Here is a 16,511-nt window from a genome sequence, read left to right as displayed (position 1 = left end):
CCAGCATGCTAAAACTGAAACATCCAATCCCTCTAGTTTTAATTCTTACCCTTTTGAGCTTTTCACTCCAAGCTCAGGAGACCTCGCCTTCTTACCAATCCAAAATGATAGACATCGGCGAGATCCAACTAGAGTATTACGACCACGGCGGCAGTGGACCTTTATTTATCGAAGTACAGGACTTTCACAACTACTACGAAGGCCCCTATCACAAACCTGATTCTCCAGGCTTTGCCTTTTTGGAGGAATTGACAAAAGGTTTTCATGTGGTGGCACCCATGCGTAGGGGCTATGGCAAAAGCTCTGATACCAAATGGGGGATGGATGTGGCTACGCTGGGAAAAGATTTAGTGCTTTTTATGGATGCGCTGGGTGTGGAAAAGGCCTTTTTCTATGGACGTTTTCCTGGAAGTCAGGAGTTGACTTGGATCGCGGAGCATCATCCCGAGCGGGTGTTGGGATTGGTCTATTACAATAATCCCATAGTCCTAGTACATTGTTCGGATTTGGAAGTTATCGAGTACTTCGAAAATATTTCGGTGTTCACCCCTGATTTTGAAAGGGAAAAACTGAAGCGAATCATGGGTTCGCGGGCGATGTACCGTCCTGATTTTCTGACAGACGAAGACTTGCGGATTGACCTCCCTGCCCTTCGCTTCATTAATCCAGAGTTTGAACAAACAAATTTCAATCTCCATTGGATGGAAACAGGGGAACTCAAAAACATGAGCGAAGAAGAATGGAAAGGAACTCGACAGGAGGAACAACAGTACCTGAAAGACTTACTCAACGATTCCATACGCTACAAGCAACTTTATGAAAAATTAAAGGCATGTAATCTGTCAGCGGAAATTGAAGCGGGGATGAAACGGGCTTTTGGGGATCAATTGATTACGCGACTGGAACAAGAATTTCCTCAGAAACTGGAAAGTGATGAAGCCTTTGCTGACTACATGTTATGGCAGGCAAAGCATATTTTGGATTTTAAGGAGAAAGTTTTAGGAGAAAAATAATTCTTCCTCGAATACTACCTTAGATGTGAAACTAAGCTTTATTGCTTGACAAATCGTTCTCCAAAAACCAATAAACTACCATTTTCAAACTCAAAATAGTCATCCCATCCCAAAAACTTATTTTGTGTTTTTCCCAAATAGGTATTGCCAAACCAATGCGCTAATTCGAAACTAAGGTACTCATTAAAATGCACTCTAAGTCCGTCCTCAAGCCAATTCACCTCCGCCTTTCCATACATGGGATGGATATAGATTCCGATAAGTGCCTCTGTTGTGATCGTTGGCAAGGCATCGGAATTTTTGTCCTCGGCTTTCTTAGTTTCCCATTCCTGAAAAAATGACTCGGTAGGATTGATGGCCAAAGTTGAATGATCTCTACTGTCATCCTGATAAGCCCAAAGATCGATGGCTTTATAGAAAGTGCTCCGCCAAAGTTCGGCCCAATCCCGGTTGCACATCGTGAAAAAGGCCAATTTTTTAGAGGGGACAAAGCCAATTTGCGCGTTTAAGCCCTCGATACTTCCTGGGTGATAGGCTACCTTTTCACCGCGATAATCATGCAGAAACCAACCGATTCCATAAGTCCTAAAATTGGATTGTAATCCTTCATAAAGCGGATCCATTTCCGGACTGCTTTCCAAAGTATGCGAGCGAATCAAAAACTGAAAGGAATCCCGACTGAGCAACTCCCTGTCTTTATATTTTCCCTGATTGACCAAAAACTCCAGGAAATGCTCCATGTCTTCCAAGCATGACCAGATATTTCCGGCCGCCCCCATTTGGTCGGCAAGATTCAGGGGATGCGGAATCCAATTATCCGTTTGGACTAAATATGGCGTAGCGTAGTTGCCATAGGCGGGCACTTCTCCTGCGCGGCTAAAGCTGTGATTCATTTCCAATGGAAGAAAAATATTTTCCTCGACAAACTCCGTCCAATGTTTACCGGATACTGCTTTGATCACCTCTCCGGCAATCACATACAGCATGTTGTTATAATGAAAGTCCGCCCGCATCGGATGGATTTTTTCTGCCATGGAGTAGCGTGAAAGCATCACCTCGGTAGAGGTGCTATCTAGCGTCCAAAGTAAATCATCGGCAGCAATGCCCAGATTGTGCAGAAATAAGTCTTGGATCCGCGCATCAGCGGTAACACCCTCGTCTGAAAGCTGAAAATCGGGATAATGGGCTTTTACTTTATCTTCCCAGTTAACTTTTCCTTCTTCGACCAGCATAGCCATGGCGATACCGATAAAGGGCTTGGTAGCTGAACCCAAGTTAAACACCGTATGAGGATCAACAGGGAGTTGCTGTTCGATAGTTCTCAGACCATGAGTTTGGCTGTACACCAATTTGTCCTCCAAAAATACAGCGGTAATCATCCCTGGGATTTGACGCTCCTCCATTCCAGCTTTTAGGTATTTTTCGAATTGAGGAGACCAGTCTTGGGAAAAGCCCTGAATTGATCCCCAGATGAGAAAGAATAGGATTAAAAAAAATATTCTCATCGGGTTTTGAATTATAACACCCGTATTCCTTGAAATACAAGCTGAATGCACAAATAGCATGGTAAGGTATGGCTTGACCCAGTAAAAGGCTGGATTTAAATTACAACTGCTTTTCATATTGAAACCTGCTTAGGTTACCTTCTCAATTCAGCTAAGAAAATTCTACCAGGCGCTTGGATTGCTGTTTTTTCAAAAACCTTGATTTTAAAATTTTGAGCATCGAGAACCTTGACCATCACAACATAGGAGATGGTCAAAAAGACCAGAGCAAAAAGACTAAAGAAAATGACCAGAATAAACTTGGGACAGTCTTTCATCGGAAGGAGTGTTTGGTTGATTGTCTACAAGTTTTTTAAATTCAATAGATTAGTCAATCCCTGAATTCAGGGATTTTACTTAATCCAACTCCTTTAAAAACTCAATTAGATCTCCCAAAATCAAATCCGGTGCATCCCGATAGGCATAATCAACCACAATGGGTGTATCCAGTTTCACCAGCTGTGCATTTGCCCCAAAGGCTTTTTTCATTCGATCCTGAGCGGCAATCAAGGCCGGATAAACCGTCTCGATTTGAAAATCCAGTACTTCACGCTGCATCACTGGATCTGCTGCGAGTTTGTAAAAAAAGGCTCTAGCGATTGAGTCCTGCATCCGGTCAAATTGGGCAGCCCGATACACTGAATCTGTGACTCTTCTATCCAAATCCTCTCGCAAAGGGGAAGGAGGAAAACTCTGCCGCACTTCATCCATCAGCGGGGAACCTGCCACCAATAAGGCCGCCACATCCTTTTCATACCCTAATCGTCCATCCTTATTGGTGAAAAATAAAGCCGGTACATCAATGGAATAGTCCCCAATAAAATGCTTGGGGCGATAGGTTGACCGAGCTTCCAGGATTTCTTCTGCCTTGTTTTTTCTAGAGTTGGTCTGTTTCCCACCTTCATTCAATTCATCAATGGGGTCTTCGGAATAAGCCGACCGGGCGTACATTTTATTTGTTTGATTTGGGTCCTTTTCGTCCATGATGTCCCAAACCCAAGGCGTAGATAGTCCGGAAAGAAAGACAACCCCGGCCACACGATCCGGATAGTGCTCTGCCAAATAGGTGATTTCGGCCGTAGCCGAAGAATTTCCAATAAAGACCGCCTTTTCCAATTTCAACGCATCCAAAAACCCAATCAGATAATCGCCTTGGCTGGGTACATCATATTGATCTCCTTCCGATTTTCCATAGCCCGGTTTGGTAAGGGCAAAAACCTGATTGTTCTCAGTCAACAAGGGCCCAAATTCAGCATAGGTTGCAGCCGACCAAGTTCCAGAAGGGATCAAAACCACGGGTAAGCCTTCGCCGCCGAAGTCGAGATAGTGGATGCTGTTTCCGTTGACATTCACCCATCGCTCTCCAGCCTCAATTTGGGAATAAGCCTCTGAGAAAAAGAATAGCGCGAAAATCAAAACGAAGGTCCGGATCATGACTTTATAAGATTAAATGAAAACTGAATTACCTCACTTTCGCTGCTGGGATTACATTTCCTATAAAATTCTAGTGCGTGCTGATCAATGATATCCGCTTGAACATAGGCTTCTTCAAATCCATTTTCAAGGCAAAAGCTTTTGGTGTAAGCCATCAACTGTTTTCCTACGCCCTGTCTTTGATATGAGGGAGATACGGCCACATCATAGATATAAGCCAGTGGTTTTTCAGAATAATAGTTCATCAACCGATAAATCGTCAAACCACCAACCACGCCATCCTCATGTTTTGCGATGATAACGATCAAATCTTCCTTTTTTAACAGGTGCTCCAAATAGACATCAGAAGGAATGTTGAAATCTTCCATTTCAAATACTTCGGCAAAAATCCCAAGGAGCTCCTTGAATTTTTTTGGGGAGCTTGTATTTTCGATTTCCATGAATTCTTTTAGTTTATAAATGTTCGGTATCCAGACAGAAAACAAATTTTCTTTGCAAATCCAATCAAAGTTCATCTAAACCGAACAAATTTAAATGAGATAGTAATCCTTAGTGCCATTCCGAAAGGCCATTACTAAGTGATTTAGACCTTAAAATTACCTGCCGTCTCTAGTTTCACCTCCTTTGATTCTAGGATTTCCTTCCTCCTAAACGGCTGTATCCGTCCATAAGTCAAGCTTCGCCACCCCCATTCCAAGGGTCCAAAAAGGTATTTTTTCAACCAAATGGGACTAATAACCAATTGGAAAATCCAAATCCCCAACACCAAAAAGTAGAGCTGATAATATTCCCATTCGGCAAATTGATTCAGTCCATAGCCAAAAAACACCAGCGTACAAATCACCGAATGCATCACATAATTGGTAAAAGCTAATTGGCCTACCGCTCGAAGTGCATTCATTACCCATTTAAAATAGCCTTTTTGGTATACTAAAATCACGACCGAGACATGCGCCATCATGATTAGGATGCGCTGAAAATCGTAAATCAATGAAACCCAATTGATGGAGTGCTCCTCGATGTACTTCAGCCCAGCTTCTACATTGGGAAAATGTATGGTATTGTAGATAAAGGAGAAGATGACCAAAGGCAGGCCGATTCCATAGCCGACCCAAATGGTTTTTTTGTATTGCGCTTGAGTCCACTTCATGGTCAGAAAACCCCATTTAAAAAGAGCAATTCCCAGCATCATCAAGGCCAGCATATCCCAGATCGAAAAAACCAAAAACTTGAATTGTCCGTCCCAAGCTTTGGGCCGAACAAAACTGGCTACTTCCGAATAGCTGCCTTTCATCAAAGCGGTATTTTCGGCCACTTCCTCGGGATTGGGGATGTATTCCCGCTGAAGTTCCTTCCAAGTTTCGATTGCAGCGGTTTGCGAATCGGTAAGTGCGGTCCCTTGCTCTTGTAAGGAGTTCGCCTCTTTAAATTCAAGGTATTTACCCCGGATATCCTGCATGAAAAGGGTATTGGCCACAAATCCAATAATCGCCACGATGGGTACTCCCAAAGCCAGGTATTTGGGTTTCATCTTTCTGAAAAGATAAGCCAGCATCCCGATCAACCCATAGAAATACAAAATATCTCCTACCCAAAGTATCAGATGGGCATGGGCCAAGCCAAAGAGCGTCAACCAGATCATCCGCTTGTAAAATAGCCAAGTCACGGATTTTCCGGTTTTCTCCTTTTTACTGGTAAACAGTACGATTCCCGCTCCGAAAACCAAAGAAAACAGTGCCCGCATCTTCCCTTCAAATAAGATGATATTGACAGCATGCGTCCAAAAATTAACGTTGCCGGTATCCTGAACCCAAGGTTCGGAAAAATATTCCGGCATGGAGAAATAGGGGATATTGAGAATTAAAATCCCTAAAAGTGCAACTCCTCGGATAATATCAATAATGTCTATTCTATCGGTAAGAACTGCGGGTTGGGGAGCCTCATGGATGTGTTTGACTTCCGTATTGCTAGGTAAATTCATCGCTCAAACTTTTACCGATCAAGTTTGACCTAATAAAGTATAAAGTCAATCCCTGAATTCAGGGATTGTGCATGGACTGTCAGCTTCCTAATTTTGAAAAAACTGAAAAGCATGCACAAGTCACTTCTGCCATCCTTACTATTGATCTTTCGTTTCTTTTTGGCTTTTTCTCAAAATTCTTGGCCCGACAGCAGCAAGCATCAGGGTTTGAACTTGGTTTCGGAAGCCGAAAACATCGCTGTCTTTAACTCTCCAAAAGCTGAAGTGGATCAACACACATTGGGCCTGCTGGAAAATGCGAAGGACTATTTTGATCAGATTTTTCAGATGAACTTTTCAGTTTCGATACTTTTTGTCTCCAATTCCGAATGGAACGATTACGCCTATTTCCCGCCTCCAGGCATGCCTCAAGCTTGGGCGGGCAATATATTTTTGGGAAGTGAAAAATCCATAGTAGCCATCCAAGCCGAGCAACAGCTCCAAAATCTACCCGCTGAGCAATTGAAAAAGCTACAAAGTCACTTCGGTGACCCCTTGGATATGGATTTATTTTATCGAAATAATGTAGCAGTGCATGAATTGGGGCACTTGTATCATTTTTATGAGGCGAGTAAACCCCAACGAAGATGGCTTCAGGAGCTTTTCGCTACCTATGCAGCACGGAACTTTTTGATAAAATCTCATCCCAAAATGGCCAAAGCCACGGCAGCTTATGCTGAGGTAGGTTCGGAAGCTCATTTTCCATTCATTAAACATACGTCTTTGGAAAAGTTTGAGGAACTCTACCTGCCCGGATTGGGAGCGCAAAATTACGAGTGGTTTCAGTTTCAATTGTTTAAAAAAGCGGTGAGGCTGCAGGAAAAATTCGGAGAAAAAGGACTAATTGATTTGCGGGAATTTCTGATTCAAACGGATTTGACGAAGATTGAGAAAATGGATGATGGGCAACTTCAAAATCAACTTGAGGAACAATTGGGCACAGAAATGACTGAGCTACTTTTGAGTTGGGAGTAGGAATCAAATCTGATTAAACTTATACACCAACTCAGCGGTATTCTTTGCCTCTAGTTTACACAGGAGATTTTTACGATGGGACTCCACGGTATTGAAACTGATATGAAGCTTTTCGCTGATCCTTTTGGTGGAATACCCTTGAGCCAAAAGCTCAATTACTTCACACTCCCTTTGAGAAATTTTTCGATTTGCAGCCAGGCTTCTAAATCGCTTTTGATTATCCTGGATGTAGGCAGTTTTGATTCGTTTGAATTGCTGGAGGATGGTCTTTTCATCAAAGGGAAAACTTTTCATGCTTTCAAGTTTAATCCAAGAACCTAGAACAAGATAAGAAACTGGATGGGATTGCCTCGCATCAAGCAAAATGCCTTGATATCTCACCGGAACTTGTATTTGATCTTGGTTTAGAATAGCGGCATCCACTTGTAAGACAACATGAGAAGTTAGGTATTCAGGGTCTTCTTCTATTTTTTTGGCCTGATTGTCCAATGAAGAATAGATGTTTTCAAAATGATTTTCAGGAATAATGGTTTGTAAAAAAGCAACTCCTTTTTCCTGGAACAAGCGGTACGGATGACCAAGAATTTTCTCAACAGAGCTACTGATATACAAATAGTCATGGGTATAGAGCCAAAACAAGCCGAAATAGCAATCCTGCAATTCCTCAAGTTTGAGCTGGGCATCTAAAACCTCAGCCCTGAGGGTATCATTCCTGATGTTTAACGCATCATGTAAATAGGGGACTACCATAAATTGGAGGGTAAAAGCCAAGTAAAAACACTACCCAATACTTCTGAACTTATACACTAACTCAGCGGTATTCTTCGCTTCCAGCTTGTGCAAAAGGTTTTTGCGATGGGACTCCACGGTATTGAAACTGATATGAAGCTCTTCGCTGATGCTTTTGGTCGAATGTCCTTGTGCAAGTAATTGGGCCACTTCCTTTTCCCGATCGGAGATTTTGTTTTTGACTTTGAGAAATTCAAAGCGCTCTGGCTTGGATTGGAAATAAACCTGCTTGATTGCCCTTAGCTTGCTTCTTAAATCCATTTCCAACTGATGCACTTCCTGGGCTGATTTTTCCCGGGTATCGATCCACGAGCACAGCACCAAATAAGAGATCGGATCAAAGACTTTTTCATCCAGCAAAACCGCATTGTAATTGACCGGGATTTCCTGCTTTTCAGGATCAAACACGGCTGCTTGGATTTGCAAAAATTCATCCGCAAAGAGATGATCCGGATGATTTTTAATTGCCTCAGCCTGAGCATACATGGATTGGTAAATATTTTCAATCAAGGGGGGAGGAATAATCCCGGTGAAAAAGACCATCCCATGCTTTTCAAAATTCCTAAACGTATGACCGGTCACCCGTTCAATGCTCGGACTGATGTAAAGAAAGTCATGGGTATAAAGCCAAAACAGGGCAAAAAAAGAATCTGGGATTTGTTCCAAATCCACCTGCAACTGATCAATTTTTGATTTCGCCGGCTCGTTCAAAACGCCTAAAGCTTCAGAAATGGACGAAAAGCACATAATTAGCTGAGTTATAGTACTCGTGATTTTCTCAATAAAATCTAATCTAACCCAAAAAATTTATATTTCCTGAGAGAAAAAAGAAGAATCTGGATTTTTTATCCCTGAATTCAGGGATTGACTCCTTCGAGTTTTTGAATAATCTTGATTTCAATTTAATAAGTAACCTCCCACCAAGTCCAAATTTACTTTCACCATGCGAAAGGCCACTCTTTTGATCAACTTAATTTTAGGGTTCGCTTTCATTTCCCAAGCTCAAGAACGCGTATTTTTCAGTTCGTTCTCCCCAGAAACTTGGGAAATTTATCTTTCCAAAGATGACGGAAAGAGCTTCCAGGCGATGACCAATCATGCGGCATTGGACTATGATGCCGTGATTTCCCCGGATGAGCAATGGATTGTCTTTACCTCGGAGCGCAGTGGTATTCCCCAGCTTTATGTGATGCCTCTGGATGGGAGTGCCAAGCCCAAACTTTTAATCCAATCGGATTCTTTTCAAGATCAGGCCGCATTTTCTCCCGACGGCTCCCAACTCGCCTTTGTGGCTTCCCATGAGGGAAATGCAGAGATTTATTTGATGGACTTTTTGCCGGATTCCCTGCAGGATATTTCATCAGCCAAGAATCTCACCCTTCATCCCGGAGGAGACTTTCGCCCGAGCTTTTCTCCTGACGGAACGTTTTTGGCCTTTTCCAGTGATCGAGGCCATGCGATTCGGCCCCATCGGGTGTTTCCGTTTGCCATGGATCGGATTGGGGACATCTACAAGCTCGAATTAGAAACCGGAGACCTAGTTCGTCTGACCGAAGAAGAGGCTTGGGACGGAAGTCCAACATGGGCTGCAGATGGGAAAAACATTTATTTTTACAGCGGAAGAAAAAACAATCAACCGGCAATTTTCAAAATCAAAGCGGATGGATCCGAAGTGGTCCAACTTAGCGATTCCAGCCATGTGGGCCTTTCACCAGAATTGATTTCCGAAGGCAAACTGGCGTACACCACCGTAAATCAAGCAGCAGATCGTGTCTATCAACTCACGCTAGACCTGAATTCACAGAAAATAGACACACTTTACCGGGGTGAATTGGATCTATTTAATCCGCATAGAAGTAAATCAGGGCTTTGGGTGGCTCACGGGGCCAAAACAGCCCAGGAAATCGAAAGTAACAAGGGGGGCTTTGCCGGCAACTTGATCGGAGCTGGTTTTCCTATCCTCAAAAATCAAGACTCCCTGAACTTGAAGCTTACGGCCATTCGCCGAGCATTTGCCGCTCCTCCCGACCCAAATGGACCATTCTTGGTGTTTGATTACGTCGATCAATCAGATCCCACAAAAATTTTTATCGACGGAGCTACATTTTGGGCAGGAATCGCTTTGATCTTGATCCTGCTGAGTGTAGGCATACTGATTTGGGGGATTTATCTGGGAATACGGAATCGAAGGAAAATCCACTTTTGGAAATTTTTGATCGCGGTTTTGGGAGCATTCGTAGGATTCCTGGCTGTACTGGGCGTTTTCTTTTATTTCTTCCTGATAGATTTTATGAAATTTGACTACTTACCCTTTGCCGCTTTTGGTTTGGTTTTGATTTTGGGGGGATTGGCTCTGCTATTTTATTTCAAACGGAAAAAAGCAGAGAATTCCACAGTCTCTCAGAGGACTTTACCCGCTTATCTTTTCCGTACCTTTTTGGTACTATCCCTTCTCTGCATTTACCTGGGCTTCTTTGCAGGCTATTTCTTTCAGATCAAGCCGGAACTCTATCGCGTCAATTATCAAACATTAGAAACTGAGCAAATTCATACCATACAGCCTCAGTCCGGGGTACATCCTGCCTTTGGCACAGTCATCGATTTGAAATACCTGCCTGATGGTTCCGGTTTGCTTTTCACCACGGGGCCATTCCGGGGAGATCAGGGAAGCAAGGCGGCAGTTTGGGAGTACGATTTTGCAAGCAAAAGCCAGCAAAACCTTACTCAGATGAATAACAACAGTGGTTTTGGGGATTATTCAGCGGCAAAAGACAGATTGGTTTTCCGCAGTGACCGGGATGGGAATTTTGACATTTTTGTAAAAGAAAATGGAGTACTTACCAACCTGACCAAAAGCCCGAGTCGGGAGAATTTCCCGGTGATTTCTCCGGATGGAAACAAGATTGCTTTCGTGGGCGATCATAATGGGAAAGAGGTGGGCAGCGGAATCAAAACCATGGACATCTACCTGATCGAGCGAGAAGGAGAAAACTGGTCAAAACCAAAACAACTCACGTTTACCCAAAGTCAGACGGGGCATCCCCACTTTTCACCGGATGGAGAGTGGCTGATTTATACCACGGAGGAATATGGGATCAATGATGAGCAACCGCTTTCCCAGAGTTTTATTTTCTCTCCTCAGATGTATGGGGAAATCGTGGCCCTCCGTCTAAAAGACGGCAAAAAGGTCAAACTCACCCATAACAAATGGGAAGAAGGCGCACCGCTTTGGGTGAAAGGAATGGAAGGTCACTAAGGATCTTTCTTTCCTCCCAATCCGCTATTCGAGATCCTCGATAGCAAACGGGATAAATTTCGAATCTCCTATCGTAGGGTTATAAAACCGAATAAATGGAATAGATCGTGCTTTCATCGCTCTGGCTCCCAATCTCTGATTTCTAGACCCCAAATTGCATTTGGGGCTTGTAAAGAACGCGCCTTCAGCGCTTTGATTAGTCAGATTACTGACGCTCAGGGCTGGGTCTGCACAGCCTTTTTGCAAGAAGGATCTGGTTGAAATTCAAGAAATCTTGGATTTACCCTGATACTCGAACCTTATTATTCCGGCCGATCAATTTTTCCCAAATAAACCGAGTCAGAAACAATGACCTTTTTACTGTGCCAGTTTCCCTGGCTAAAGGCGAGGAAACATGCCAGTGGTTAGCCTTCGGAGAATTAAGTACTAAAAAATGCTCACTCTTTACTCTGGATTCACCTTCGAAAGTTTAAGAATAGACATCCTTTTCCAGATTTATAGTCACGACTAATGCTTTGTCATGAGGGCGAGCCAAGCCTGCCCAGAAATTAGTTGTCCAGATGATTTTAATCCCATCCTCATGTCCTTGTGCCGAGGCATTGTGTGGACCAATGAGGGAACCTGCACTAAATTTGAGCAAACTGGGAAAACCGCTTTCTCTTGGACGTACGATTTTATGCCGTTTTTCTTTGGGTTTTACCTGACGTAGGTATTGCCACCGGATTGAGAACACACCAAACCCTCGACTTTTCCTCTTATTCCCTCGAACATTGGATATTCCGGACAATACTGGGTTCTTCGTCACTTTTGGTGAAGGATTCAGCCAGAATTAGCCAGTACTATTTTTCTCAAAAGGTCAAATCCCACCCTGCCATACATGTTTCTTTTGATGGTTTTGAGTCTATTGACCTGCCCTTCCACTTGCCCGTTGCTAATCGTGGATATAACAGCTTGGTTTACTGCCTCATAATCTTGGTTTATTCCTTTTGCAAACCCTTTAAGCGCTGAACCTTCGGCGCCTGCAGTTTTTATCCACTCCGTTAAACTGCCCTCTTCTTTGGCTACAAACAGTTGGCGGAAGGAATGGGCTAAATCAGTACTGTGTTTGATTTCAAGTGATTTTTGTAGCAATATGTCCAAGTATTTTTGATCTTCTTCTTTCAAAGTACCGGCCTTTGCCAAGGCGATGAATGCCAGTTTTGACAGGGACCAGGTCTTAACCGGTTTGAGCAAAGGGAGCAGGTTGTTTTCTCTGGTTTTAGCAGTTTTTCCATCATTGATCAGTTTATTCATCCGCTCACAAAACTGGCTATACTTTCTATTGAAACCCTTTTCTGTTATGTGGTTGAAAAGGTTTAAGTAGGTGGTATTAGTCTGGCTAAGCTTTATCAATTCAGATTCAAAACCAGAAAAGTTGGTCAGGGTCCTGCTCCCGTTTATCTCCCTTGAGACCAGACACTCAGAGGCAAGGTACTTTCTGATTGTTTTCCTGCCCGCCCCGAGCTGTTTGGCAATAGCTTTGATGCCGTAGCCTTGTTGGTGAAGTTCCCTGGCTTTTTGAAACTTAAACTGTCTATCCGGACCGACATTCCCTACCATCCGTGCCTCCCCCTCTGTAGGGGAAGATAAAGACAGGGTTTCCCCGGCCTCCAGTTCCGTTTCTTTTATGGCTTTCTGTTCTTCGGGTTCCGGTAAGCCTGCCTGTCCGGATCCCATTTCTTCAAAGCATTTTTTGATCACCGTACTGTGCTTTCTCAGGGATCTCTTAAAGGCATCGGTAAGATTGACCAAAAGATGAAACCTGTCGGCTACCTAAATGGCATCAGGTGCACCTTTTCTGATACCCAGAGCATAGGCACTTGCCCTGTCTCTGGATACGGTGTGAACCTCAGGGTGGCCTTTCAGCCAATCTGCAAGCGTGTCAGCTTCCCGGTCCGGAAGCAGATCGATGACTTCTTTATTGATCAGGTCGACGATGATAGTCCCGTAATTTCTCCCTTTCTTATAGGCCCAGTCATCTACGCCAATGGTTCCCGAAGTCAATGCTCTGGCAGTAACACCGATTCCTTTGAGGGTCCTCAAAACAGTAGATGAACTGACAGGGTATCCGATTACCTTACAGAGGGCGGCGCCTTTATTCCCCCCAAGCTCTGTACCCACTGATCTGACCAGATCAGCAGATCTGGAAAAACATCTTTTGTAGGGCTTGATCTGATCAACAAACCGTTCGGTAAAGACTTTTCGGGAACATTTCCTGTTCTTACAGAAGAACTTCCTGACACGCAGGATAACTTTGGTTTCCCTGCCTGAAACCGGCAGGTCAGCAAGTGATCTGTCATAAAACCCGTGAACGGATTTACTCTGTTTTCCACAGCACGGGCAGGCAGACCGTTTCTGTACGGACACCGCTGCAATCAAAAGACTAGGGTCCTGGTTGACAAGAACTGCTTTTGAAAGCTGGAGTTCTGAAGGGATAATAAAGGAAGGGATGACCATATATTATGTTTATTAAATACACATTTAAATTATATATTTATATCGATTAAACCTATCATTATGGGCAAGCCTGTATTAAAAATAAACAGAAAGACTCCGGAAGAAATAGCCGGAATCTTGAAAAACAACGCTGACTTCCTGTTGGCAACACGCCTGAATATGGTCTACCATGTAGCAAGGGGGCATTCAAGCAGGGAAGTTGCCTCATGGTACGGAGTCAGTTTCAAACAGGTGGTCAACTGGGTCCATCGTTTCGAGCAAAACGGAGTAGAAGGATTGGAAAACAGGTCAGGGAGAGGGAGGAAGTCCTACCTTACGGATCAACAGATGGAAAAAATACGGGCCATAGTTCTGGAAAAATCACCTGAAGATTACGGGATTAATGCCAAAAATTGGTCAGGACCCAGTATTCTTAGAGTGATAAAAGAACAGTTTGAGGTTGATTATAAACCCAGCCAATCCTATAAATTAATCGAAAAGATGGGACTGGTATTCAAAAAAGGAAGTGGGGTTACTGCAAAATAATAATGTGTATTTTATTAATGTTCTTTCACCAAAATTGACGAAGAACCCAGTATTGTCCGGAATATCCAAACATTGGACTAGATACATTTCCCATAATCCTTACAGTTGATTTAAAGCGAATTAGTAGTTGTAGTCAAAAATTCAAAGATTTTAACCTATTCGAGGAAATAAAGATCCTTTCAAGCCATTGGTATGAGTATAATGTTTCAATCCTAGTTTCTGTGGATTCGGTATTCGAGGAGCCAAAGCAAGGGAGGAAAAGGAGGCTAAAGCCATGTTTCAATCCTAGTTTCTGTGGATTCGGTATTCGAGGGGTGACCGGGTACTCGTCACCTTTCCGGTCGTGAAGTTTCAATCCTAGTTTCTGTGGATTCGGTATTCGAGGATTAATCCAACAGCTCCCCCAATCAAAACAGGAAGGTTTCAATCCTAGTTTCTGTGGATTCGGTATTTGAGGTCTCAAGCTCATAGGCTTCTGGAAGGTCAAGCTCAAGTTTCAATCCTAGTTTCTGTGGATTCGGTATTTGAGGCTTTTCGGGCGTCCGGAAAGTAATCACAGATAATATTGTTTCAATCCTAGTTTCTGTGGATTCGGTATTTGAGGATACCTCACCTTAGAAAAGGGGCGATGAAAGACTTTTGTTTCAATCCTAGTTTCTGTGGATTCGGTATTTGAGGCAGGGGAGGTGGAGTTTCAGTTTTGTCAGTTGATCCGTTTCAATCCTAGTTTCTGTGGATTCGGTATTTGAGGCAGGATCGAAAATAGCAGGATTGACACCCCAAAGGTGTTTCAATCCTAGTTTCTGTGGATTCGGTATTTGAGGTTACTATCAGTTCCAGGACTTTTCGACAATGGCCTGGTTTCAATCCTAGTTTCTGTGGATTCGGTATTTGAGGGCTTCCTCATAGTTAGCACCTCCGACCCGAACCCCGGTTTCAATCCTAGTTTCTGTGGATTCGGTATTTGAGGTCAGACATCTTATCCATCAACTTTCGGATAATGGAAGTTTCAATCCTAGTTTCTGTGGATTCGGTATTTGAGGTGACAGAGATCTGAGTCTTTGTATCCCCTTCTCCGAGTTTCAATCCTAGTTTCTGTGGATTCGGTATTTGAGGTTTGACTCCTGATTGGGGGGTAATTATTGACAGAGCTAGTTTCAATCCTAGTTTCTGTGGATTCGGTATTTGAGGAATATTGTGATATGTTTTTGATATTTGAATCGATACGTTTCAATCCTAGTTTCTGTGGATTCGGTATTTGAGGCGACTTGCTAGGATGCTGGGTTAATCGGTGTAATCCGTTTCAATCCTAGTTTCTGTGGATTCGGTATTTGAGGCTTTACCGTCCTGCCAAACGACTAAATTATTTACGGTTTCAATCCTAGTTTCTGTGGATTCGGTATTTGAGGCATTACCGGTTGCTGGTTTGGCTTGGTAAGAAAGTGTTTCAATCCTAGTTTCTGTGGATTCGGTATTTGAGGCAATCCCATTTCCAGCAATCTTAATGTAAGCCTAAAGTTTCAATCCTAGTTTCTGTGGATTCGGTATTTGAGGGCATTACCGGTTGCTCGTTTGGCTTGGAAAGAAAGTGTTTCAATCCTAGTTTCTGTGGATTCGGTATTTGAGGCAAACTTAAAATCTATGCCCTGAAAACCACGAGTGGTTTCAATCCTAGTTTCTGTGGATTCGGTATTTGAGGAAAACCCCGCTTCCTACCTTATCGCAGCCCATTTTTGTTTCAATCCTAGTTTCTGTGGATTCGGTATTTGAGGTTAGATTAATTAACTGCGGATTTCTAGCAGTAACTATGTTTCAATCCTAGTTTCTGTGGATTCGGTATTTGAGGTCCGGGAAGAGGTTTTAGTACTTTGTACATGACAATGTTTCAATCCTAGTTTCTGTGGATTCGGTATTTGAGGAGATTTTGATTACTCAATCCCCATCAACAGCACCGGTTTCAATCCTAGTTTCTGTGGATTCGGTATTTGAGGTACGAAATCATCCAAGCATGGTCAATATCCTCTAGGGTTTCAATCCTAGTTTCTGTGGATTCGGTATTTGAGGCTAATCCCCCCCAATGAACTCCGGTATCCTTGTGGTTTCAATCCTAGTTTCTGTGGATTCGGTATTTGAGGATCTCATCCAGCGACCAGAAGTAGGTATCGTCACCAGTTTCAATCCTAGTTTCTGTGGATTCGGTATTTGAGGCGAGCTTCTTTTTTTTCTTTGAGCTTGCTCATGATTGTTTCAATCCTAGTTTCTGTGGATTCGGTATTTGAGGTAATGGAAACCTACTGGAAAGGTGGATTGGCTACTCGTTTCAATCCTAGTTTCTGTGGATTCGGTATTTGAGGCCTTGAAACATGGGTTAAGGAGCAAATCTATGAGACGTTTCAATCCTAGTTGTAATCGGTAATTACAACTGCACCACTTTCGGTAAATAAGAATGCACCATATTT

14 protein-coding genes and 1 CRISPR repeat array are annotated in these 16,511 nt (G+C 43.1%); of the genes, 4 read left to right on the top strand and 10 right to left on the bottom strand.

All coding sequences use genetic code 11. The annotated features are described in order from the left end of the window. The first annotated feature begins 5 nt into the window (after positions 1-5). A complete protein-coding gene (locus tag Q0L00_RS10655; RefSeq protein WP_297336856.1) occupies positions 6-1,013 on the top strand; it encodes an alpha/beta hydrolase in 1,008 nt (335 codons plus the stop codon). A 38-nt stretch (positions 1,014-1,051) separates the two neighbouring features. On the opposite strand, the gene Q0L00_RS10650 is transcribed toward Q0L00_RS10655, so the two are convergent. The 5 genes from Q0L00_RS10650 to Q0L00_RS10630 form a co-directional block, all read right to left on the bottom strand. Further along, positions 1,052-2,518: a serine hydrolase domain-containing protein gene (locus tag Q0L00_RS10650; protein WP_297336855.1), complete on the bottom strand. Its 1,467-nt coding sequence runs from the start codon at positions 2,516-2,518 to the stop codon at positions 1,052-1,054. A gap of 134 nt (positions 2,519-2,652) precedes the next feature. Next, positions 2,653-2,835 (bottom strand): hypothetical protein, encoded by a 183-nt coding sequence (locus tag Q0L00_RS10645; protein ID WP_297336854.1) that lies wholly within the window; start codon positions 2,833-2,835, stop codon positions 2,653-2,655. 79 nt (positions 2,836-2,914) lie between these two features. Continuing rightward, a complete protein-coding gene (locus tag Q0L00_RS10640; protein WP_297336853.1) occupies positions 2,915-3,991 on the bottom strand; it encodes an alpha/beta hydrolase in 1,077 nt (358 codons plus the stop codon). After that, on the bottom strand, positions 3,988-4,431 hold the full coding sequence (locus Q0L00_RS10635; protein ID WP_297336852.1) for a GNAT family N-acetyltransferase: 444 nt from the start codon (positions 4,429-4,431) through the stop codon (positions 3,988-3,990). The genes Q0L00_RS10640 and Q0L00_RS10635 overlap by 4 nt, the downstream gene beginning before the upstream one ends. A 143-nt stretch (positions 4,432-4,574) precedes the next feature. Next, positions 4,575-5,972, bottom strand: coding sequence for a DUF418 domain-containing protein (locus tag Q0L00_RS10630; RefSeq protein WP_297336851.1), 1,398 nt, complete (start codon positions 5,970-5,972; stop codon positions 4,575-4,577). A 111-nt stretch (positions 5,973-6,083) separates the two neighbouring features. Between Q0L00_RS10630 and Q0L00_RS10625 the strand changes: the two genes are divergently transcribed. Continuing rightward, the gene (locus Q0L00_RS10625; RefSeq protein WP_297336850.1) at positions 6,084-6,986 is read left to right on the top strand and encodes a hypothetical protein; all 903 of its coding nucleotides are present in this window, start codon (positions 6,084-6,086) and stop codon (positions 6,984-6,986) included. A gap of 3 nt (positions 6,987-6,989) precedes the next feature. On the opposite strand, the gene Q0L00_RS10620 is transcribed toward Q0L00_RS10625, so the two are convergent. Continuing rightward, positions 6,990-7,736, bottom strand: a complete 747-nt coding sequence (locus tag Q0L00_RS10620; RefSeq protein WP_297336849.1) for a helix-turn-helix transcriptional regulator — start codon at positions 7,734-7,736, stop codon at positions 6,990-6,992. Positions 7,737-7,766: 30 nt separating this feature from the next. Next, on the bottom strand, positions 7,767-8,522 hold the full coding sequence (locus Q0L00_RS10615) for a helix-turn-helix transcriptional regulator (protein ID WP_297336848.1): 756 nt from the start codon (positions 8,520-8,522) through the stop codon (positions 7,767-7,769). 196 nt (positions 8,523-8,718) lie between these two features. On the opposite strand from Q0L00_RS10615, the gene Q0L00_RS10610 reads away from it, so the two are divergent. Next, positions 8,719-11,031: a hypothetical protein gene (locus tag Q0L00_RS10610; protein ID WP_297336847.1), complete on the top strand. Its 2,313-nt coding sequence runs from the start codon at positions 8,719-8,721 to the stop codon at positions 11,029-11,031. Positions 11,032-11,500: 469 nt separating this feature from the next. Here the strand turns inward: Q0L00_RS10610 and Q0L00_RS10605 are convergent, their stop codons facing one another. From Q0L00_RS10605 to Q0L00_RS10595, 3 genes are read right to left on the bottom strand one after another with little or no spacing between them, the layout of a single operon-like run. Further along, the gene (locus Q0L00_RS10605; protein WP_297336846.1) at positions 11,501-11,836 is read right to left on the bottom strand and encodes a hypothetical protein; all 336 of its coding nucleotides are present in this window, start codon (positions 11,834-11,836) and stop codon (positions 11,501-11,503) included. Between the two features lie 14 nt (positions 11,837-11,850). Further along, positions 11,851-12,822, bottom strand: coding sequence for a transposase (locus Q0L00_RS10600; protein ID WP_297336845.1), 972 nt, complete (start codon positions 12,820-12,822; stop codon positions 11,851-11,853). A 21-nt stretch (positions 12,823-12,843) separates the two neighbouring features. After that, complete coding sequence (locus tag Q0L00_RS10595; RefSeq protein ID WP_297336844.1) at positions 12,844-13,527, bottom strand: transposase family protein; 684 nt, start codon at positions 13,525-13,527, stop codon at positions 12,844-12,846. Positions 13,528-13,587: 60 nt separating this feature from the next. Between Q0L00_RS10595 and Q0L00_RS10590 the strand changes: the two genes are divergently transcribed. Next, positions 13,588-14,052: a helix-turn-helix domain-containing protein gene (locus Q0L00_RS10590; protein ID WP_297336843.1), complete on the top strand. Its 465-nt coding sequence runs from the start codon at positions 13,588-13,590 to the stop codon at positions 14,050-14,052. A 203-nt stretch (positions 14,053-14,255) separates the two neighbouring features. After that, positions 14,256-16,479: a CRISPR direct-repeat array (repeat unit 37 nt; unit sequence GTTTCAATCCTAGTTTCTGTGGATTCGGTATTTGAGG). Positions 16,480-16,511: the final 32 nt, after the last annotated feature.

The sequence above is a fragment of the Algoriphagus sp. genome (genome assembly GCF_024305035.1).
In the GTDB taxonomy this organism is placed as follows: domain Bacteria; phylum Bacteroidota; class Bacteroidia; order Cytophagales; family Cyclobacteriaceae; genus Algoriphagus.
Note: the sequence above shows the minus strand (reverse complement) of the source record. Positions and strands in the feature narration are given on the sequence as shown.